The sequence below is a fragment of the Limnohabitans sp. 2KL-51 genome (assembly GCF_003063645.1).
Lineage (GTDB): Bacteria > Pseudomonadota > Gammaproteobacteria > Burkholderiales > Burkholderiaceae_C > Limnohabitans_A.
In genome coordinates, this window is sequence record NZ_NESJ01000004.1 from 155,000 (window position 1) to 172,828 (window position 17,829).

General features: G+C 57.5%; 19 protein-coding genes. 10 read left to right on the plus strand and 9 right to left on the minus strand.

Annotation, left to right across the window (positions count from 1 at the left end; translation table 11 throughout):
* Positions 1-27: 27 nt before the first annotated feature.
* The gene (locus B9Z49_RS05315; protein WP_108352393.1) at positions 28-366 is read left to right on the plus strand and encodes a P-II family nitrogen regulator; all 339 of its coding nucleotides are present in this window, start codon (positions 28-30) and stop codon (positions 364-366) included.
* A gap of 46 nt (positions 367-412) precedes the next feature.
* Here the strand turns inward: B9Z49_RS05315 and B9Z49_RS05320 are convergent, their stop codons facing one another.
* The 5 genes from B9Z49_RS05320 to B9Z49_RS05340 all read right to left on the minus strand — a co-directional run bounded on the left by B9Z49_RS05320 (position 413) and on the right by B9Z49_RS05340 (position 3,537).
* The gene (locus B9Z49_RS05320; RefSeq protein WP_108352394.1) at positions 413-1,024 is read right to left on the minus strand and encodes a TIGR00730 family Rossman fold protein; all 612 of its coding nucleotides are present in this window, start codon (positions 1,022-1,024) and stop codon (positions 413-415) included.
* 7 nt (positions 1,025-1,031) lie between these two features.
* A complete protein-coding gene (locus B9Z49_RS05325; RefSeq protein WP_108352395.1) occupies positions 1,032-1,559 on the minus strand; it encodes an RDD family protein in 528 nt (175 codons plus the stop codon).
* Positions 1,560-1,716: 157 nt separating this feature from the next.
* Complete coding sequence (locus tag B9Z49_RS21745; RefSeq protein ID WP_158273426.1) at positions 1,717-2,241, minus strand: DUF3106 domain-containing protein; 525 nt, start codon at positions 2,239-2,241, stop codon at positions 1,717-1,719.
* A gap of 280 nt (positions 2,242-2,521) precedes the next feature.
* Positions 2,522-2,974 carry a DUF3619 family protein gene (locus B9Z49_RS05335; RefSeq protein WP_108352397.1) on the minus strand — a complete coding sequence of 151 codons (453 nt, stop codon included), beginning with the start codon at positions 2,972-2,974 and terminating at the stop codon, positions 2,522-2,524.
* On the minus strand, positions 2,971-3,537 hold the full coding sequence (locus B9Z49_RS05340) for an RNA polymerase sigma factor (RefSeq protein ID WP_108352398.1): 567 nt from the start codon (positions 3,535-3,537) through the stop codon (positions 2,971-2,973). Before B9Z49_RS05340 ends, B9Z49_RS05335 begins: the two co-directional genes overlap by 4 nt.
* Before the next feature lie 308 nt (positions 3,538-3,845).
* Here B9Z49_RS05340 and B9Z49_RS05345 point away from each other — a divergent pair, with 308 nt between their 5' ends.
* From B9Z49_RS05345 to B9Z49_RS05370, 6 genes are all read left to right on the plus strand, one after another.
* The gene (locus tag B9Z49_RS05345; RefSeq protein ID WP_108352399.1) at positions 3,846-5,618 is read left to right on the plus strand and encodes an acetolactate synthase 3 catalytic subunit; all 1,773 of its coding nucleotides are present in this window, start codon (positions 3,846-3,848) and stop codon (positions 5,616-5,618) included.
* A gap of 83 nt (positions 5,619-5,701) precedes the next feature.
* A complete protein-coding gene (gene ilvN, locus B9Z49_RS05350) occupies positions 5,702-6,193 on the plus strand; it encodes an acetolactate synthase small subunit (protein WP_019429372.1) in 492 nt (163 codons plus the stop codon).
* Positions 6,194-6,231: 38 nt separating this feature from the next.
* Positions 6,232-7,248: a ketol-acid reductoisomerase gene (gene ilvC, locus B9Z49_RS05355; RefSeq protein WP_108352400.1), complete on the plus strand. Its 1,017-nt coding sequence runs from the start codon at positions 6,232-6,234 to the stop codon at positions 7,246-7,248.
* A 120-nt stretch (positions 7,249-7,368) separates the two neighbouring features.
* On the plus strand, positions 7,369-8,184 hold the full coding sequence (pssA, locus tag B9Z49_RS05360) for a CDP-diacylglycerol--serine O-phosphatidyltransferase (protein WP_108352536.1): 816 nt from the start codon (positions 7,369-7,371) through the stop codon (positions 8,182-8,184).
* A 197-nt stretch (positions 8,185-8,381) separates the two neighbouring features.
* Entirely contained in the window at positions 8,382-9,920 is a 1,539-nt protein-coding gene (locus B9Z49_RS05365; RefSeq protein ID WP_108352401.1) for a 2-isopropylmalate synthase, read from the plus strand.
* 184 nt (positions 9,921-10,104) lie between these two features.
* Positions 10,105-11,190 carry a serine hydrolase gene (locus B9Z49_RS05370; protein WP_108352537.1) on the plus strand — a complete coding sequence of 362 codons (1,086 nt, stop codon included), beginning with the start codon at positions 10,105-10,107 and terminating at the stop codon, positions 11,188-11,190.
* A gap of 30 nt (positions 11,191-11,220) precedes the next feature.
* Here the strand turns inward: B9Z49_RS05370 and B9Z49_RS05375 are convergent, their stop codons facing one another.
* From B9Z49_RS05375 to aat, 3 genes are all read right to left on the minus strand, one after another.
* Positions 11,221-12,000, minus strand: a complete 780-nt coding sequence (locus tag B9Z49_RS05375; RefSeq protein ID WP_108352402.1) for an IclR family transcriptional regulator — start codon at positions 11,998-12,000, stop codon at positions 11,221-11,223.
* A 103-nt stretch (positions 12,001-12,103) separates the two neighbouring features.
* Complete coding sequence (locus tag B9Z49_RS05380; RefSeq protein WP_108352403.1) at positions 12,104-12,841, minus strand: arginyltransferase; 738 nt, start codon at positions 12,839-12,841, stop codon at positions 12,104-12,106.
* Entirely contained in the window at positions 12,838-13,620 is a 783-nt protein-coding gene (gene aat / locus B9Z49_RS05385) for a leucyl/phenylalanyl-tRNA--protein transferase (RefSeq protein ID WP_108352404.1), read from the minus strand. The genes B9Z49_RS05380 and aat overlap by 4 nt, the downstream gene beginning before the upstream one ends.
* 53 nt (positions 13,621-13,673) lie before the next feature.
* Between aat and pgeF the strand changes: the two genes are divergently transcribed.
* Positions 13,674-14,480: a peptidoglycan editing factor PgeF gene (pgeF, locus tag B9Z49_RS05390; RefSeq protein WP_233254518.1), complete on the plus strand. Its 807-nt coding sequence runs from the start codon at positions 13,674-13,676 to the stop codon at positions 14,478-14,480.
* Here the strand turns inward: pgeF and B9Z49_RS05395 are convergent.
* The gene (locus B9Z49_RS05395; RefSeq protein WP_108352406.1) at positions 14,388-14,711 is read right to left on the minus strand and encodes a hypothetical protein; all 324 of its coding nucleotides are present in this window, start codon (positions 14,709-14,711) and stop codon (positions 14,388-14,390) included. The genes pgeF and B9Z49_RS05395 overlap by 93 nt on opposite strands.
* Positions 14,712-14,804: 93 nt before the next feature.
* On the opposite strand from B9Z49_RS05395, the gene phaC reads away from it, so the two are divergent.
* Positions 14,805-16,523 carry a class I poly(R)-hydroxyalkanoic acid synthase gene (phaC, locus tag B9Z49_RS05400; protein ID WP_108352407.1) on the plus strand — a complete coding sequence of 573 codons (1,719 nt, stop codon included), beginning with the start codon at positions 14,805-14,807 and terminating at the stop codon, positions 16,521-16,523.
* A gap of 24 nt (positions 16,524-16,547) precedes the next feature.
* Positions 16,548-17,729, plus strand: a complete 1,182-nt coding sequence (locus B9Z49_RS05405) for an acetyl-CoA C-acetyltransferase (RefSeq protein ID WP_108352408.1) — start codon at positions 16,548-16,550, stop codon at positions 17,727-17,729.
* Positions 17,730-17,829: the final 100 nt, after the last annotated feature.

Genomic DNA, 17,829 nt, shown 5'->3' on the forward strand with positions numbered 1-17,829 from the left:
GCTCTCTATCTTTCGAGGACATTTCACATGAAGCAGATCACCGCCGTTATCAAACCTTTCAAATTGGAAGAAGTGCGTGAAGCCTTGGCCGAATGTGGCGTGACGGGCCTGACAGTGACCGAAGTCAAAGGTTTTGGCCGTCAAAAAGGCCACACTGAGTTGTACCGGGGTGCCGAGTACGTGGTTGACTTTTTGCCCAAGGTCAAGGTCGAGGTGGTGGTCAAGGACGAAGATGTGGACAGTTGCGTGGACGCCATCATCAAGGCGGCGCGCACCGGCAAAATCGGTGACGGCAAGATTTTTGTGACCTCGGTCGAGCGCGTGGTGCGAATCCGTACTGGCGAGCAAGACGAAACCGCGGTTTGAGGGGCTGGGCTGCAGGCGGGGCACCGCCCCACGCCTTCAAGCCCGATCAGAGCAGTTCAATTTTGGCCCGGGGTGAAAAGCCCGCTTTTTGCACCAGGCTTTGCAGTAGCACCTCTGGCTCGGTGCCCAATGTCACCAATTCGGTTTGCCAGTCGGCCATGAAGCCTTGCGTAACCACCTGCCCAATGAAGGCCATCAAGCCATCGTAATAACCCAGGCTGTTCAGGATGCCCACTGGTTTGTCGTGGTAGCCCAGCTGCCGCCAGGTCCAGACTTCAAATAACTCTTCAAACGTGCCGATGCCGCCGGGTAGGGCCAAAAACGCGTCGGCTTTGTCGGCCATGAGGCGCTTGCGCTCGTGCATGGTGTCCACCACATGGAGCTCGGTGCATCCGTGGTGTGCCCATTCTTTTTCAACGAGTGCCGTGGGGATGATGCCGACCACTGTGCCGCCTGCGGCCAGCGTGGCTTCGGCCACCAAGCCCATCAGGCCGTTGCGCCCTCCGCCATAGACCAGTTGGCCACCGTGCGCGCCGATCCAGGTGCCAACTTGCACCGCGATTTGCGCAAATTCGGGCTGGTTGCCGGGCTTGGAGCCGCAGTAAACGCAAACAGAGAAGGCAGGTTTCGCTACTTGGATAGGGTGGGGCGTGTTCATGGTTTGTTCATTTGGCAGAAACCAGCCGGGTGCCAGCCCAGGCGTCGTGCCAGAACTGGCGCTGGGGGTGAAAGCGGCTGAGCAAGGCCCAGATCAGTACCCAGACGAAACTGAGCAGACCAATTGAGCCGGTTGGCAGGCCCAAGGGAATGGTCAGCAGCAGCGGCGGCAAAAACCACATCCAGCTCAGCAGGTAGCGCAGCAGGGCGCGGCTTTGGCTCAGAGGCAAGCCTTGCGCACTGACGACTTTGACATGCCAGGTTTTCATGGCCAGAGTTTGGCTCCGGTGCCAAAACCAGGTGAAGTAAATGCCCAATATCAAAAACAGGAAGGCCTGTAAGCCTGGACGGTTGTCCAAGGCATGGCGTGTCTGGCTCAGCGTGCCAAACAAATAGCCCGCAATGAACACGACTCCGAAGAGCAGCATGCCTTCGTAAAGCCAGCAGGCCATGCGACGTTTGAGCGATGGGGCGTCCAGCGGGTTGGCTGCAGGCGGTAGGGCGGGTGGCAGAGAGGGGGGCACGCGCTGGGTCATGGCAGCAATGGATGATTGAAGATCGGATGGCGAAGGGGTTCAGCGCCGCCAGCACGCTCGGGCCGGATGGTTTGTGCTTCACAGCGTGAGGGATTTGGCGCTCGGATATCTCTTCCGATTGTGGCTCAAATGCGCGAATGAATCGCACTGCATGGATTCAAGAGGGCTGAGGCAACAAGGTTTTGGGGTGAATCGGTTTTGAAGGCGCCACACGCTGAATCGCCCGTGTGGCATTGACGGGCAGCAGTGGGGGACTGACCAAGCGGGTGCTGGGTGCCGCAAAACTGCGGGCGGCACTTTTGGCAGGCGGTTTGGGGCCCGAAGACAGCGTGTGTTTTTCCTGATCGGACAGCGCCTGGTAGGCCTCCCACTGGGCCCTCTTGTCTTGGGCAGACAGGGATTGGGTGGTGTTAAAGTGAAAGCGCGCTTGGCTGCGTTGGCGAGGACTGAGCGCCGCCCATTCCCGCATCCGACTGTGCAGGGTCATCTGTTCCTCGTCACTCAGCTGGAAAAAGTTTTTCGACAGGGTCAGCCATTTTTGACGTTGCTGAGTCGTCAACTCATGCCAATCCGCTGCCAAAGGTGCAAGGGCCAGTTTTTGACGTTTGCTCAAGGATTGCCAGGCACCCGAGTCTGGGGCGGGGGGCGTATTGGAGGCGTTGGATGCCGAGGGGAGTTGCACACTGTGCCCCATTGCGGGTGTGGCCAGCAAAGTCGTATCAGACGGCGCGCCAGAATGAGCACTGCCGGACGCGGACGCACTGGGCAAAGAACTCTGTTGCTCAGCCGAGGTCGGGGTAGTCGCGGATGGGGCCGTTGGTGTTTGAGCACCAATCTGCATGCTCAAGCACAATCCAAGAACACTCAGGCACCAGTGGAACAGTCCAGTTCTGAGCGATGGCAGGCCAAGCCGACAAGCAATCGGCTCGCCATTGCAATCAAGGCCAAATTTCGCACCCGTTTCAGTCATGCCGCGCGTTTTGATGGAGCTGGATTTTGAGGAACTGCACGAAACCTGGATCGGTGTAGGCATCCGGTGGCAATTCGTCGAGCAGCAAGGCCGAGTCAAGGGATGCGATGTCGGTCTCGGCCAAGTCTTGTTGTATGGCCTGGATGAACATCAGGCTCGACACCAGGGCCAATAAAGGTAGGGCCGAGGCCAGGATGCGCCAAAGGTTAAGGCCCTCGTCGGGTGGCCCGCTGAGCGTGCCATTGGCTTGCAAGGCCAGGCTGTGGCGCAGCAGGCGTTGCGGAATGGGGCGGGTCTTCAAGGCCATTTGGCGGGCCACGCGCAGCCGCTCGCCGATGTCGTGCCCCAAATCCTGCGAGGCTACGTCTAATTGCGCAGCCAAGGTTCGACCCCAAAGGTCCATGTCGGCAGTGGTGGCAGTGGCGGATGTCTGGAAATTTTTCATGGTTTCATGCCTTGTTGGGCCAAGGTTTTACTCAAGGACTGGATGGCGCGGGAGCAATGGGTTTTGACGCTGCCTTCAGAGCAGCCCATCACGGCGGCAGTTTCAGCCACGTCCAGCTCCTCCCAATAACGCAGGAGGAAGGCTTCTCGTTGACGCGCAGGCAGGCTCATGATGGCTTTTTCAATGTGTTCCAGGGTTTGCACCCGCCCTAACCATTGCTCAGCGCTTTGACTGGCGGGGGCATCGGCCGCACCCGTAGTGACTTCGAGCAGGTCAAAGTCGCCCAGGTCGTCGCGGTGGTCAAAATCGTCCAGGTTGGAAAACAAGGCGTTGCGCGTCTTGCGACGGCGAAACCAGTCGAGCACGGTATTGGACAATATCCGCTGGAACAACAAAGGCAGCTCGGGTGCCGGTTTGTCTGAGTAGTGGGTGCACAACTTGATCATGCTGTCTTGCACGATGTCCAGGGCCCCTTCTTCATCGCCCACGTGGTAATAAGCCCGTTTGAAGGCCTTTTTCTCCACGCTTTTGAGAAAGTCAGAAATTTCGGTGTCCGAGGCCAAGTTGCTTGCAGCGGCGGGCTGTGTCCTGTGTAGGCGAGATGGGATTGCGGGTAAAGAGACTGGCAATGATGTAAGGCAATTATGTCACTTACCCAGATGTGGGCGGTCTGTTTTTAAAGACCCGCCGTCAACGGTGCGATAATATCGGGTTGCATTTGAAAAAAAGCAAACGGATCACCGTCCGGCACTTTTACAGTTAGGTGCGCATGTCTGTGGTCTCAAGTCCTAAAGCCACTTCACAAGAGTCGAGCCAAGGGGCACCCAAGGTTTTTCGTTAGAGAAATTCACAAAGGTTCAAAAGGTTGAATATGGAAATCAATAAAGCCGAAATGGCATCTGCTGCGTCCGCCGCAGCCACATCTCAAGAGTTGCGTGGGGCTGAAATTCTGGTCAAAGCGCTGCAAGCCGAAAACGTTCAGTTCGTTTGGGGATACCCCGGCGGTGCCGTACTCCATATCTACGACGCATTCTATAAACAAGAAACCATTCAGCACGTGCTGGTCCGCCACGAGCAAGCGGCAGTGCATGCTGCTGATGGCTACGCTCGCGCCACGGGCGAAGTGGGTGTGGCGCTGGTCACTTCGGGTCCTGGCCTGACCAACGCGGTGACCGGCATCGCCACCGCTTACATGGACAGTATCCCCATGGTCATCATCAGCGGGCAAGTGCCCACTGCCGCCATTGGTCTGGACGCTTTCCAGGAGTGCGACACCGTGGGCATCACCCGCCCCATCGTCAAGCACAACTTCCTGGTCAAAGATGCCAAGGACATGGCCGAGGTCATGAAAAAAGCGTTCCACATTGCCCGCACCGGTCGCCCTGGCCCGGTGGTGGTGGATGTGCCCAAGGATGTTTCTTTCAACAAGACTTTGTACACGGGCTACCCCGACAAGGTAGAGATGCGCTCCTACAACCCTGTGCGCAAAGGCCACGGTGGTCAGATTCGCAAAGCCATGCAGCTGTTGATGTCGGCCAAGCGCCCTTACATCTACACCGGTGGTGGCGTGCTGCTGAGCAATGCCAGTCCCGAGTTGCGCGCTTTGGTGGACATGCTGAACTTCCCGGTCACCAACACCTTGATGGGTTTGGGCGCTTTCCCGGCCAATGACCGCCGTTTCCTGGGCATGCTTGGCATGCACGGCACGCTGGAGGCCAACAACGCGATGCAAAACTGCGACGTCTTGCTGGCCGTGGGCGCCCGCTTTGACGACCGCGTGATTGGCAACCCCAAGCACTTTGCCCAAAACGAACGCAAGATCATCCACATCGACATCGACCCTTCCAGCATTTCCAAGCGCGTCAAGGTCGACGTGCCGATCGTGGGCGACGTCAAAGACGTGCTGATCGAATTGATGGGCATGATCCGCGAATCCGGTCTCAAGCCCGACAGCCAGGCGCTGGCGCAGTGGTGGGAAACGGTCGAAGGCTGGCGCAGCCGCGATTGCATGAAGTACGACAGCACCAACAGCTTGGTCATCAAGCCGCAAAAGGTCATCGAGACCTTGTGGGACATGACCAAGGACGCCGACGCGTACATCACCTCCGATGTGGGCCAGCACCAGATGTGGGCTGCCCAGTACTACAAGTTCAACGAACCGCGCCGCTGGATCAACTCTGGCGGTTTGGGCACCATGGGTGTGGGCATTCCCTATGCCATGGGCATCAAGCTGGCCAAGCCCGACAGCGAGGTGTATTGCGTGACGGGTGAAGGTTCGGTTCAAATGTGCATTCAAGAGCTCTCGACCTGCCTGCAATACAACACGCCCATCAAAGTTGTGGCCCTGAACAACGGTTACTTGGGCATGGTGCGACAGTGGCAGGAGATTGATTACTCCGGTCGTTACAGCCACAGCTACATGGATGCTTTACCCAACTTCGTGAAGCTGGCCGAAGCTTATGGTCACGTCGGCATCTTGGTGGAAAAGCCTGAGGATGTGGAGCCAGCTTTGCGCGAAGCACGCAGGCTCAAGGACCGCACGGTTTTCCTGGACATCCGTACTGACCCCACTGAAAACGTGTTCCCCATGGTTAAGGCTGGCAAAGGCATCACCGAGATGCTGATGGGCGCTGAAGATCTTTAATTAATCCCACTGGACGAATCTATTGCCCGCCAAGCCTGCACATTACCGTGCGCAGGGGAGGGCGGCAAAAAGAGGAATCACACATGAAACACATCATCGCTGTATTGATTGAAAACGAAGCGGGAGCCTTGTCTCGCGTGGTGGGGCTGTTTTCGGCCCGTGGCTACAACATCGAGTCGCTTACAGTGGCTCCGACCGAAGACCCCAGCCTCTCGCGCATGACCATCCAGACCGCTGGCTCTGACGACGTTATTGAGCAGATCACCAAGCACCTGAACCGCCTGATCGAGGTGGTCAAGGTGGTCGACCTGACCGAAGGTGCCTACACCGAGCGCGAGTTGATGCTTGTCAAAGTGCGTGCCGTGGGCAAGGAACGCGAAGAAATGAAACGCATGGCCGACATCTTCCGTGGCCGTGTGATTGACGTCACCGACAAGAGCTACACGATTGAGCTCACCGGTGACCAATCGAAGAACGACGCCTTTTTGGAGGCGATCGACCGCAGCGCCATTTTGGAAACCGTGCGCACCGGTGCATGCGGTATCGGGCGCGGCGAGCGCATCCTGCGCGTCTAAATCCAATCACCAACCTGTTTATTCCTAAGGAGAACCCTGTGAAAGTTTTTTACGACAAAGATTGTGATCTGAGCGTCATCAAGGGCAAGACTGTTGCCATTCTTGGTTATGGCTCGCAAGGCCATGCCCACGCTCAAAACCTGAACGACAGCGGCGTGAAGGTGGTCGTGGGTCTGCGCAAAGGCGGTGCATCGTGGGACAAAGTCGGCAAAGCCGGTCTCACGGTGATGGAAGTCAACGATGCGGTCAAAGCCGCAGACGTGGTCATGATCTTGTTGCCCGATGAAATGATCGCCGAGGTTTACAACAACAACGTGGCCCCTCACATCAAGCAAGGCGCTTCGCTGGCCTTCGCCCACGGTTTTAACGTGCACTACAACCAAGTTGTGCCCCGCGATGACCTGGACGTTTGGATGGTTGCCCCTAAGGCCCCAGGCCACACTGTGCGCAACACTTACACCCAAGGCGGCGGCGTGCCCCACCTGGTCGCGATTCACCAGGACAAGAGCGGCAAGGCCCGTGCGATGGCCCTGAGCTACGCCATGGCCAACGGTGGCGGCAAGGCCGGCATCATCGAAACCAACTTCAAAGAAGAGACCGAAACCGACTTGTTCGGCGAGCAGGCTGTTCTGTGCGGTGGTGCTGTTGAATTGATCAAGATGGGTTACGAGACCTTGGTGGAAGCTGGTTACGCCCCCGAAATGGCTTACTTCGAGTGCTTGCACGAACTCAAGCTGATCGTGGACCTGATCTACGAAGGCGGCATTGGCAACATGAACTACTCGATCTCGAACAACGCCGAATACGGCGAGTACGTGACCGGTCCTGAAATCATCAACGAGCAGTCACGCGAAGCCATGCGCCATGCCTTGAAGCGCATCCAGACGGGCGAATACGCCAAGATGTTCATCTTGGAAGGCCGCACCAACTACCCGAGCATGACCGCGCGTCGTCGCTTGACTTCCGAGCATTCCATCGAAGTTGTGGGCGCACAATTGCGCGCCATGATGCCTTGGATCGCCAAGAACAAGTTGGTTGACAAAACCCGCAACTGATCTGGCTCTTGGGCAAGAATGGAAAAGGCCACTGCGGTGGCCTTTTTCTTGGGTGCTGGGTCTGCCTTAAACTCCATTGACACGGGATGGATCCAGAAAAAGCCCCAACAGGAATGGACGATGAACAAAACCACCGACAAAGTCGAAGACGCCGAAGCCTCTGCAGCGGTGCGCAAACCCTCCAAGGGCATCTACATGCTGCCCAATATGATTACTCTGGCGGCCCTGTTTGCTGGTTTTTATGCCGTTGTCATGGCCATCAATGGCCGGTTTGACCTGGCCACCGTGGGCATCTTCAGCGCCATGGTGCTCGACAGCCTGGACGGTCGCGTGGCCCGCATGACCAACACCCAAAGCGCTTTTGGCGAGCAAATGGATTCGTTGTCGGACATGGTGTCCTTTGGCGCGGCACCCGCGCTAATTGCCTATGTTTGGACGCTCAAGGAGTTGGGCCGTTGGGGCTGGATTGCGGCTTTTGTTTACTGTGCTTGCGCGGCGTTGCGCTTGGCGCGCTTCAACGTCAACACAGGAGTGGTCGACAAGCGTTATTTTCAGGGTCTGCCCTCGCCTGCGGCTGCGGCCTTGGTGATGGGTTTTGTCTGGATCATGTTTGAAAACGCCGTACCCGCCAAAGCCGTGTCTTGGGGGATGTTTGCCGTTTGCCTGTTTGCAGGTCTGACCATGGTGACCAATGTGCCGTTTTACAGTTTCAAGGACATGCACATGAAAAAGAGCGTTCCTTTTGCCACGCTGGTGCTTGTTGCCTTGGGCATTGCGGCCGTAAACATTGATCCACCCACCGTCTTGTTTGGTGCGTTTGTGGCTTATGGCTTGAGTGGCTATGTGATTTATGTCTGGCGCAAGGCCAAAGGTCAGCCCACCAGCATGATCAGCACCTCCACTGACGAGCCCGACGAGCGGGGTTTGCACCAGTGATGTCAACTGCACGACAGTTCGGGTTTTGAACTGTGCTACAGTGTTTCTATGAAATTTTCTTTGTTTGCACTACTGCTAGCGCCCCACGGGCGGGATGTGTAGCGCACGCAAACATTTTCCCAAAAGGCCCGTATGCCATCCGCAACGGGCCTTTTGCATTTTTGCTTGGACTTGCGGGTTTTTGACCAGGAGTGAACATGGCTGACAAACTGATTATTTTCGACACCACCTTGCGCGACGGCGAGCAATCGCCCGGTGCCTCCATGACCCGTGATGAGAAGCTGCGCATTGCCCGCCAACTGGAGCGTCTGCGCGTTGACGTGATCGAAGCCGGTTTTGCGGCCAGCTCCAATGGCGACTTTGAGGCGGTGAAAGCCATTGCCGATGCGATCAAGGATTCCACCATTTGCTCTTTGTCACGAGCCAATGACCGCGACATCTCTCGCGCCGCCGAAGCCCTCAAAGGGGCCAACAACGGACGCATTCACACCTTCATTGCCACTTCGCCCTTGCACATGGAAAAGAAGCTGCGCATGACACCCGACCAGGTGTTTGAACAAGCCAAGCAGTCGGTGCGCTTTGCCCGCAACCTTGTGAGCGATGTGGAGTTCAGCCCGGAAGATGGTTACCGCAGTGACATGGATTTCCTGTGCCGCATCCTGGAGGCCGTGATCGCCGAGGGCGCCACCACCATCAACGTGCCCGACACGGTGGGTTACGCGGTGCCCGAGCTTTATGGTGAGTTCATCCGCACTTTGCGCGAGCGCATCCCCAACTCCGACAAAGCGATCTGGTCGGTGCATTGCCACAACGACTTGGGCATGGCGGTGGCCAACTCCCTGGCCGGTGTGAAGATCGGCGGGGCACGTCAGGTCGAGTGCACCATCAACGGGTTGGGCGAGCGTGCAGGCAATTGCTCGCTGGAAGAAGTGGTCATGGCCGTGAAGACGCGCCGTGACTATTTCGGTCTTGATGTGGGTATCGATGCGAGCCACATCTTGGCCGCCAGCCGCATGGTCAGTCAAACCACCGGTTTTGTGGTCCAGCCCAACAAAGCGGTGGTGGGTGCGAATGCTTTTGCCCACGCCTCCGGCATCCACCAAGATGGCGTACTCAAGGCCCGCGATACCTACGAAATCATGCGTGCGGAGGATGTGGGCTGGTCTAACAACAAAATCGTGTTGGGCAAACTCAGCGGTCGCAACGCGTTCAAACAACGTTTGCAAGATTTGGGCGTGACCTTGGACAGTGAAACCGAAATCAACAACGCTTTTGCCAAGTTCAAGGAGTTGGCCGACCGCAAGAGTGAAATCTTTGACGAGGACATCTTGGCCTTGGTCAGTGACGAAAGTGTCAGCACCGAAAAAGAGCAGTACGGCTTTGTCTCGATGTCCCAGCACAGCGGAACCGGCGAGCGCCCGCATTCGGCCGTGGTCTTCACCGTGCAGGGCAAGGAAGTGAGCACCGAGTCGGATGGCAATGGCCCGGTGGATGCCTCCCTCAAGGCGATCGAATCTTATGTCAAAAGTGGCGCAGAAATGGTGCTGTATTCGGTCAATGCCATCAGTGGCTCCACCGAAAGTCAGGGTGAGGTGACCGTGCGTTTGCAAAACAGCGGGCGGGTGGTCAACGGTGTCGGGTCCGATCCGGACATCGTGGTGGCTTCGGCCAAGGCCTACCTGAGTGCATTGAATAAATTGCAGAGCAAAGCCGATCGGGTCGCTGCGCAGGGATAAAATGAATTCCAAATAAGTAATTATTTGCTTTATAAAAGTCACGTAAGTTATTGTTCTTGCGTGACTTTTTTATTTGGATACACTGGGGCTCATAGTTGAAAAATCAGACCATCAGGACATGCCATTGAAATCCGTTTTTATCTTTTCGTTGCCCAAATCCTGGTTACGCATCGCTGTATTGTCCATGGTGGTGGGGCTGCTCACCATCGTGTCGGGCCAGTTGAGTCTGGCTTATGCGCAAAACAGTCAGCAGACACCCGCCAAAGCGCAAAATAACAAAAAAAATGCCGAAAAGTCGGTCGGACCCCGCAAAGCTCAATCGGGTCAAACTGCAGCGGCAAGAAAAAATCCAGCAGCCAAGTCTTCAGGTCATAAAAGGCAAACGTCCAAAGCAACCCTGAACGCTAAAAATTCAAAAGCCAGCCAAAACGCGCGTCCCATTCGCGCATCTTTTGGTCAAATGGCGGGTCTGCATGCCACTTCAGACGCACTGGGCTTGCACTCCAGCGTCGCCTTGGTGGTGGACCAAGATACGCAGGAAGTCCTCTACAGCAAGAATGACCATGTGGTTTTGCCCATCGCATCCTTGACCAAACTGATGACGGGCTTGGTCATCGCTGAGGCTAATTTGCCCATGGACGAACGCATCCGCATTACCCAGGCCGATGTGGACACCGAAAAAGGGAGCTCTTCCCGATTGGCTGTAGGCACAGAACTCAGCCGTGGTGACTTGATGCACTTGTCCTTGATGTCCAGCGAAAACCGCGCAGCGCATGCACTGGGGCGCACTTTCCCGGGCGGCATGGATCTGTTCATCAGTCGAATGAACCAGCGTGCCCGTTCATTGGGCATGACGGACACCCGCTATGTCGAACCTACGGGTCTGTCCAGCCAAAACCAGTCCAGTGCCAATGATTTGGCTGTTTTAGCGGCCAAGGCTTATAACGAACCCATGCTGCGAGAGTTGTCCACCTCGCAAGGTCGTGAGGTTGCGGTGGGTAGCAGAACACTACAGTACAACAACACCAACGGATTGATCAAAAATCCACAATGGGACATTGGTTTGCAAAAGACCGGGTACATCTCGGAGGCCGGTCGTTGCTTGGTCATGCAAGCCCAAGTGGCAGGTCGAAAGTTGATCATGGTTTTTCTCGATTCGACGGGAAAGTTCAGCCGAATGGGTGACGCCGAGCGGGTGCGCAAGTGGCTAGAGCAAAAATCGTCCATGGACCAGCGCTTTTTGACATCAACAGCTCAGATGCCAGGCTGAAAGCTGCAATTCAATGCACCGGACCTGTCTTCAGTGTGAGTCGTGGTGACCCAAAGTCTCTGATATCGCTTTGGCGGTTTCTTGTAACTTGGGCAGCCAGCTTTCATCCAGCCGATCGGCTGGGGCAGAGATAGACAAGCCTGCCAGAAGCTTACCCTGGTCATCGTAGATGCCCGCAGCGATGCAGCGCACACCCAACTCCAGCTCTTCATTGTCACGCGCGAAGCCGGACTGGTTGACGCGTGAGAGCTCTCTTTCCAGCACTTGCAGTTGCGTGATGCTGTTGCGTGTCTGTCCAGCCAAGCCGGTGCGCGTGGCATAAGAGCGAACTCGCAAAGGGTCGTCTGCGGCCAGGAAAAGCTTGCCCACCGACGTCAGGTGCAAAGGGGCGCGACCACCAATGGCGCGGACCACCTGCATGCCCGAGCGTTCGCTGTAGGCGCGTTCGATGTAAACGATTTCGTCACCTTGGCGCATGCTCAAGTTGACGGGTTGTTGAATGAGTTTGTGCAGGTCACGCATGGGGGCAAGGGCCGCATCGCGCACATTGAGCCTGCCCTTGACCATATTGCCCAACTCCAGCAAACGCATGCCCAGGCGATAGTGACCAGCCTCTGGGCGGTCCACAAAGCGGCCGGTGGCCAGGTCGTTCAGGATGCGGTGCGCCGTAGACGGGTGCAGCCCGGTTTTTTGGCTGATTTCCTTGAGCGAGATGGCTTCTTCGCGGGACGCCAGTACGTCGATCAGGCTGAACATGCGTTCAATCACCTGGATGGTGGGCACGGTCGTGTGGGCGGGGTTTTTTTTCATTGTGTCATGCCAAGGCGTTTCATTTTACACAGTGAAATGAAGGGGGTCTGTAGGGTTGCAGGATAAACGAAATGTCCTTCGACAAAAGGGTCAAACAGACGCCTCAATCAAAAGCCTGCCATTGGCCCTGCACTCTGAGTTCGCAGGGATTGAAGCGGGATTTGTAATTCATTTTGGGGCTTCCATCGATCCAGTAACCCAGGTAAACATAGGGCAGACCCAGTTGGGCCGCTTGCTGGATTTGCCAGAGCACCCCGAAGGTGCCAAAGCTGGCCGCTTCATCAGGCTCGTAAAAGGTGTAAACCGCCGATAAACCGTGGTTGAGCACATCGACGATGCTGACCATCTTCAGTTCACCGAGCTCATCGCCAACGCCTGGGGCTCTGAATTCCACAATGCGCGAATTGACACGGCTTTGCAACAGGAACTGGGAGTACTGGTCGACGCTGTCGTGGTCCATGCCGCCACCTGGGTGACGCGTGTTCTGGTAGCGCAAGTACAGGGCGTAATGCTCGGGGTCGTAATTCAAGTCGAGCACACGCACCCGCAAACCTCGGTGCGCTTGCCAAGCGCGACGCTGGCTGCGGTCGGGTTTAAAAGCATCTACCCGCACGCGCAAAGGCTGACAGGCTTGGCAGCCATCGCAGTAAGGGCGGTAGGTGAACAGGCCGCTGCGCCGAAAGCCCTGCTCCACCAAGTCCGAATACACCTCGTTGTGGATCAGGTGGCTGGGGGTGGCGACTTGGGACCGGGCGGAGCGGTCGGGCAGGTAGCTGCACGTGTAAGGGGCTGTGGCGTAGAACTGCAAGGCCTGCAGCGGGAGTTCTTTGAGTTGGGTCATTTGGCGGGGGTCGTCAATGAAGCCAGAGCTGGCCAATTCAGGGACTGACGCGCCCAGTCAATGGGGTCGTATTCGCGCCCTTCGTGCACGCCGCGCACAAAATCGCTGCGCGCTATTTCACGGGCCCCCAGTGAGCCCAGGTGCCGGGTGTTTTGCTGGCAATCAATCGCTTTGACCCCGTGTTGCAAGCAGACACTGACCAAGCAGGCCAGCGCCATCTTGGAGCCATCGCTGAAGGTGGTGAACATGGATTCGCCAAACACAGCGCGGCCCAAGGCCACGAAGTACAGGCCAGCCACGAGTTCGCCATCGATGCGCAATTCACAGCTGTGGGCCAGGCCCATGCGGTGCAGTTCTTCGTAAGCATCCACCATTTGGGGCACGATCCAAGTTCCTTTCTGGCCGGGGCGGGGCGATGAGGCGCAGCGTTGGATGACCTGCGAGAAATCGCGGTCAAAGCATATTTCAAAGTGGGGTGTCAGGCTCCAGCGTTTGAGGCTTTGCTGCAGCGATCTGTGGAATCGGAAATCGCGCGTTTTCAGCACCATGCGTGGGTCGGGGCTCCACCAAAGGACAGGCTGCCCCACGTTGAACCAGGGAAAAACACCTTCGGCATAAGCAGCCACTAAACGCGAGGCCGACACATCGTTGCTGGCGGCCAGCAGACCTGGCGCGGGCGATGAGGCACCCCAAGCCTGGCTGACCGGCGGGAGGGCCTGGCCCTCCACAATCCAGGGCAGTTCAGGGGCATGTGCGTTTGCTTCGGCTTCGCTTGTCATGGTGCAATTACACAATAAAAGCAGCAGTGCGGCGTGGCGCTATGATTTTGCGGATGCAAAACCTGCCCGCTTACTGGATACAACCCGATTGGCCGACCCCGACCCGCGTTCGTGCGCTCATGACCAGTCGCCAGGGCGGGGTTTCGGCCGCTCCTTGGGACAGCATGAACCTGGGTGACCATGTGGGTGACCGGCCGGACGATGTGCACACCAACCGTGAGCGCCTGGCGGTACAGATCGGGCAAAGGCCGGTGTTTTTGCAACAAGTGCACGGGGTGGCGAGTCTGCAACTGGGCGCGGCCACGCCCCAGGGCCTGGTGGCCGATGCCTGCTGGAGCCGCGATCCGGGTGTGGCCTGCACCATCATGGTGGCCGATTGCTTGCCAGTCTTGCTTTGCGATGCAGCAGGGCGGTGGGTGGCTGCAGCCCATGCGGGCTGGCGCGGGCTGGCGGGGCCGGGTGAGTCCATGAAGTCAAAAGGACTTGGCGTTCTGGAAAGCTTGTGGGCCGACTTGAAGCGGGCCGGGGCCGATGTGTCAGAAATGATGGCTTGGCTGGGGCCCTGCATCGGGCCGCAAGCCTTTGAAGTGGGGCCAGAAGTACGGGCCGCTTTCGATGATGGCTCGCCCGAGGTACGGGCGCTGTTCACACCGACAGCCGAAGGAAAATACATGGCCGATCTGGCCGGTTTGGCTCGGGTGCGCTTGCAGGCCTTGGGCGTCACACGCGTGTTTGGGAACGACAGCAGTCTGCCATGGTGCACAGTGTCAGGGTCGGCGCTCTTCTTTTCCCACCGCAGGGACAGCCGCAACCTCGGGCAAAGCGGCCGCATGGCCGCCTGCATCTGGTTGGACCGCTGAGTCGGTCTGGATTGGACCACCCGCGGCCTCTTGCCTGGCCTGTTGTTCCTGTTGGCGAATGGCCTTGCGGCGCAGGGGCGTGCCCATCAGGTAAACCACCAAGGCCATGGGCAGCAAGCCATAGAACACAAAGGTGATGATGGCCCCCAGCACGCTGCCTTGCGAGCTAAAGGCTTCAGCCAGGGCCATGAGCAGGGTGACGTAAAGCCAGCCGATCACGATCAAATACATAATTTTTTTAGCCCTTGTAATTTATGTGACAACAAACTGAAAGATACTCGGAACCAGAGATTTGAGAAAAACGACCGATTCAGGAGAAAAACAATGAGCACTTCCACGCCAGATTTTTGGTCCCAAATGAGCGAAGGCTTTCAGCAAGACCTGAGCAAAAGCTGGGGTCAGGCGATGCAGCATTTTCAGACCATGGATCTCGGTGGCTTGAAGCCATCGGCCGATGCGGCCGTGCCTCAGCTCAAATTCTCGCCTGAAAAGCTCCAGACCCTGCAAGGCCAGTACTTCAAAGACGCCTCTGAAATGTGGAATCAGAGCTTGCACAACAGTTTGCAGGTCAAAGACCGACGCTTTTCGGGCGAAGCCTGGGCCGCTAACCCCATGGCCGCCTTCAATGCCGCTTCTTATTTGCTCAATGCCCGAACCCTGATGGGGCTGGCCGATGCGGTGGAAGCCGACGAAAAAACACGCACCCGTATCCGGTTTGCCATCGAGCAATGGGTGGCCGCCGCTGCGCCTAGCAATTTTTTGGCCTTCAATGCCGATGCGCAAAAAAAAGCCATTGACACCAAGGGCGAAAGCATCGCCAAAGGCGTACAAAACCTGGTGCATGACCTGCAGCAAGGGCACGTTTCGATGACCGACGAGAGCCTGTTTGAAGTGGGCAAGAACGTGGCCACCACCGAAGGTGCGGTGGTTTTCGAGAATGAGTTTTTCCAGCTGATCGAATACAAGCCGCTCACCGCCAAGGTCTACGAGAAGCCGTTCTTGCTGGTGCCCCCTTGCATCAACAAGTTCTACATCCTCGATCTTCAGCCCGAGAACTCTTTGATTCGCTATGCGGTCAGTCAAGGCCACCGCACCTTTGTGGTGAGTTGGCGCAACCCTGACGAGTCGATGGCCCAAAAGACCTGGGACAACTACATCGAGCACGCCGCCATCGAGGCCATCCACACGGTGCAGGCCATCACTGGCGCACCCAAGATCAACGCCTTGGGCTTTTGCGTGGGCGGCACCATTTTGTCCACCGCCCTGGCCGTGTTGGCTGCACGCGGCGACAAGCCGGTGGCCAGCGCCACCTTCCTCACCACGCTCATCAACTTCACCGACACCGGCATTCTGGATGTGTTCATTGACGAGAACTTCGTCAAGTTCCGTGAACAGCAAATGGGCCAAGGCGGCTTGCTCAAAGGTCAGGACCTGGCTTCCACTTTCAGCTTTTTGCGCCCCAACGACCTGGTCTGGAACTATGTGGTGGGCAATTACCTCAAGGGCGAAACACCGCCGCCGTTTGACCTGCTTTATTGGAACAGCGACTCGACCAACTTGCCCGGGCCTTTTTACGCCTGGTACCTGCGCAACACCTACCTTGAAAACAACTTGGTCAAACCCGGCAAAGTCACCGTGTGCGGCGAGGCCATCGATCTGGGCAAGGTCGACGTGCCGGTCTACATCTATGGCTCTCGCGAAGACCACATCGTGCCCATCGGTGGTGCTTATGCCAGCACACAAGTGCTGCCAGGCAAAAAGCGTTTTGTGATGGGGGCCTCGGGCCACATTGCGGGCGTGATCAACCCGCCTGCGGCCAAAAAGCGCAGCCACTGGCTGAGCGAGGGCACGAAGTTCCCAGCCGATGTGAACGACTGGATCGCCAGCGCCCAAGAGGTGCCCGGCAGCTGGTGGACCGATTGGTCTGAATGGCTCAAGGGCCATGCGGGCAAGCAAATTGCCGCACCCAAGACCTACGGAAAAGCCGCGAAATACAAGGCCATCGAAGCAGCCCCTGGCCGCTACGTCAAAGCCAAAGCCTGATTGATTTTTTTATTGGAGACAAAAATGGAAGACATCGTCATCGTTGCAGCCGCACGCACCGCCGTGGGCAAATTTGGCGGCTCACTCGCCAAGACCCCCGCCACCGAGCTGGGCAGCATCGTCATCAAGGGTTTGCTTGAGCGCAGCGGTTTACCGGTGGACGCCATTGGCGAAGTCATCATGGGCCAGGTGCTGGCTGCTGGCGTGGGTCAAAACCCCGCCCGCCAAGCCATGATGAAAGCCGGTGTGGCCAAAGAAACTCCGGCCCTCACCATCAACGCCGTGTGCGGCTCGGGCCTGAAAGCCGTGATGCTGGCCGCGCAAGCTGTGGCTTGGGGTGATAGCGAAATCGTCATCGCTGGTGGCCAGGAAAACATGAGCGCCAGCCCGCATGTCTTGAACGGCAGCCGCGACGGCCAGCGCATGGGCGACTGGAAAATGATCGACACCATGATCGTGGACGGCCTGTGGGACGTGTATAACCAGTACCACATGGGCATCACCGCTGAGAACGTGGCCAAGGCCCACGGCATCACCCGTGACATGCAAGATGCACTGGCTGCAGGCAGCCAACGCAAGGCCGCAGCCGCACAAGAAGCGGGCAAGTTCAAAGACGAAATCGTCGACGTGCTGATCCCCCAGCGCAAGGGTGATGCCTTGGTGTTCAACACCGATGAATTCATCAACAAGAAAACCAGCCAAGAAGTGCTGGCCGGTTTGCGTCCAGCCTTTGACAAGGCCGGCAGCGTGACCGCTGGCAACGCCTCGGGCATCAACGATGGCGCGGCTGCCGTGATGGTCATGTCGGCCAAAAAAGCCGCTGCCTTGGGCCTCAAACCCCTCGCGCGCATTGTCGCCTTTGGCACCAGCGGCCTGGACCCTGCCACCATGGGCATGGGCCCCGTGCCTGCGTCACAAAAAGCGCTGGCCCGCGCGGGCTGGAAAGCCCAAGACGTGGACCTGTTCGAACTCAATGAAGCCTTTGCCGCACAAGCTTGCGCCGTGAACCAGGCGCTGGACATCGATCCGGCCAAGGTCAACGTCAACGGCGGCGCGATCGCCATCGGTCACCCCATCGGGGCGTCGGGTTGCCGCATTCTGGTGACCTTGCTGCACGAAATGCGGCGCACACAAGCCCAAAAAGGCTTGGCTGCTTTGTGCATTGGTGGCGGCATGGGCGTGTCCCTGGCCATAGAGCGCGTTTAAAAACCAGGCATTCCACCGCCTTGGATTGGCACACTGCCCAGCTGTATAAGGGCAGCCCTTCCGAAGGATGTGCTTGCCCACACTTCATTTCACTTCACTC

Bases quoted from the DNA above. Each gene is read 5' to 3' on its own strand.
- pgeF (WP_233254518.1), top strand. From the start codon at position 13,674: ATGCAAAACCTGCCCGCTTACTGGATACAACCCGATTGGCCGACCCCG.
- pssA (WP_108352536.1), top strand. From the start codon at position 7,369: ATGAACAAAACCACCGACAAAGTCGAAGACGCCGAAGCCTCTGCAGCG.
- B9Z49_RS05365 (WP_108352401.1), top strand. From the start codon at position 8,382: ATGGCTGACAAACTGATTATTTTCGACACCACCTTGCGCGACGGCGAG.
- ilvN (WP_019429372.1), top strand. From the start codon at position 5,702: ATGAAACACATCATCGCTGTATTGATTGAAAACGAAGCGGGAGCCTTG.
- B9Z49_RS05325 (WP_108352395.1), bottom strand. From the start codon at position 1,559: ATGACCCAGCGCGTGCCCCCCTCTCTGCCACCCGCCCTACCGCCTGCA.
- B9Z49_RS05370 (WP_108352537.1), top strand. From the start codon at position 10,105: ATGGTGGTGGGGCTGCTCACCATCGTGTCGGGCCAGTTGAGTCTGGCT.
- B9Z49_RS05315 (WP_108352393.1), top strand. From the start codon at position 28: ATGAAGCAGATCACCGCCGTTATCAAACCTTTCAAATTGGAAGAAGTG.
- B9Z49_RS05345 (WP_108352399.1), top strand. From the start codon at position 3,846: ATGGAAATCAATAAAGCCGAAATGGCATCTGCTGCGTCCGCCGCAGCC.
- B9Z49_RS05335 (WP_108352397.1), bottom strand. From the start codon at position 2,974: ATGAAAAATTTCCAGACATCCGCCACTGCCACCACTGCCGACATGGAC.
- aat (WP_108352404.1), bottom strand. From the start codon at position 13,620: ATGACAAGCGAAGCCGAAGCAAACGCACATGCCCCTGAACTGCCCTGG.
- phaC (WP_108352407.1), top strand. From the start codon at position 14,805: ATGAGCACTTCCACGCCAGATTTTTGGTCCCAAATGAGCGAAGGCTTT.
- B9Z49_RS05395 (WP_108352406.1), bottom strand. From the start codon at position 14,711: ATGTATTTGATCGTGATCGGCTGGCTTTACGTCACCCTGCTCATGGCC.
- B9Z49_RS05380 (WP_108352403.1), bottom strand. From the start codon at position 12,841: ATGACCCAACTCAAAGAACTCCCGCTGCAGGCCTTGCAGTTCTACGCC.
- B9Z49_RS05405 (WP_108352408.1), top strand. From the start codon at position 16,548: ATGGAAGACATCGTCATCGTTGCAGCCGCACGCACCGCCGTGGGCAAA.
- B9Z49_RS05320 (WP_108352394.1), bottom strand. From the start codon at position 1,024: ATGAACACGCCCCACCCTATCCAAGTAGCGAAACCTGCCTTCTCTGTT.
- B9Z49_RS05375 (WP_108352402.1), bottom strand. From the start codon at position 12,000: ATGAAAAAAAACCCCGCCCACACGACCGTGCCCACCATCCAGGTGATT.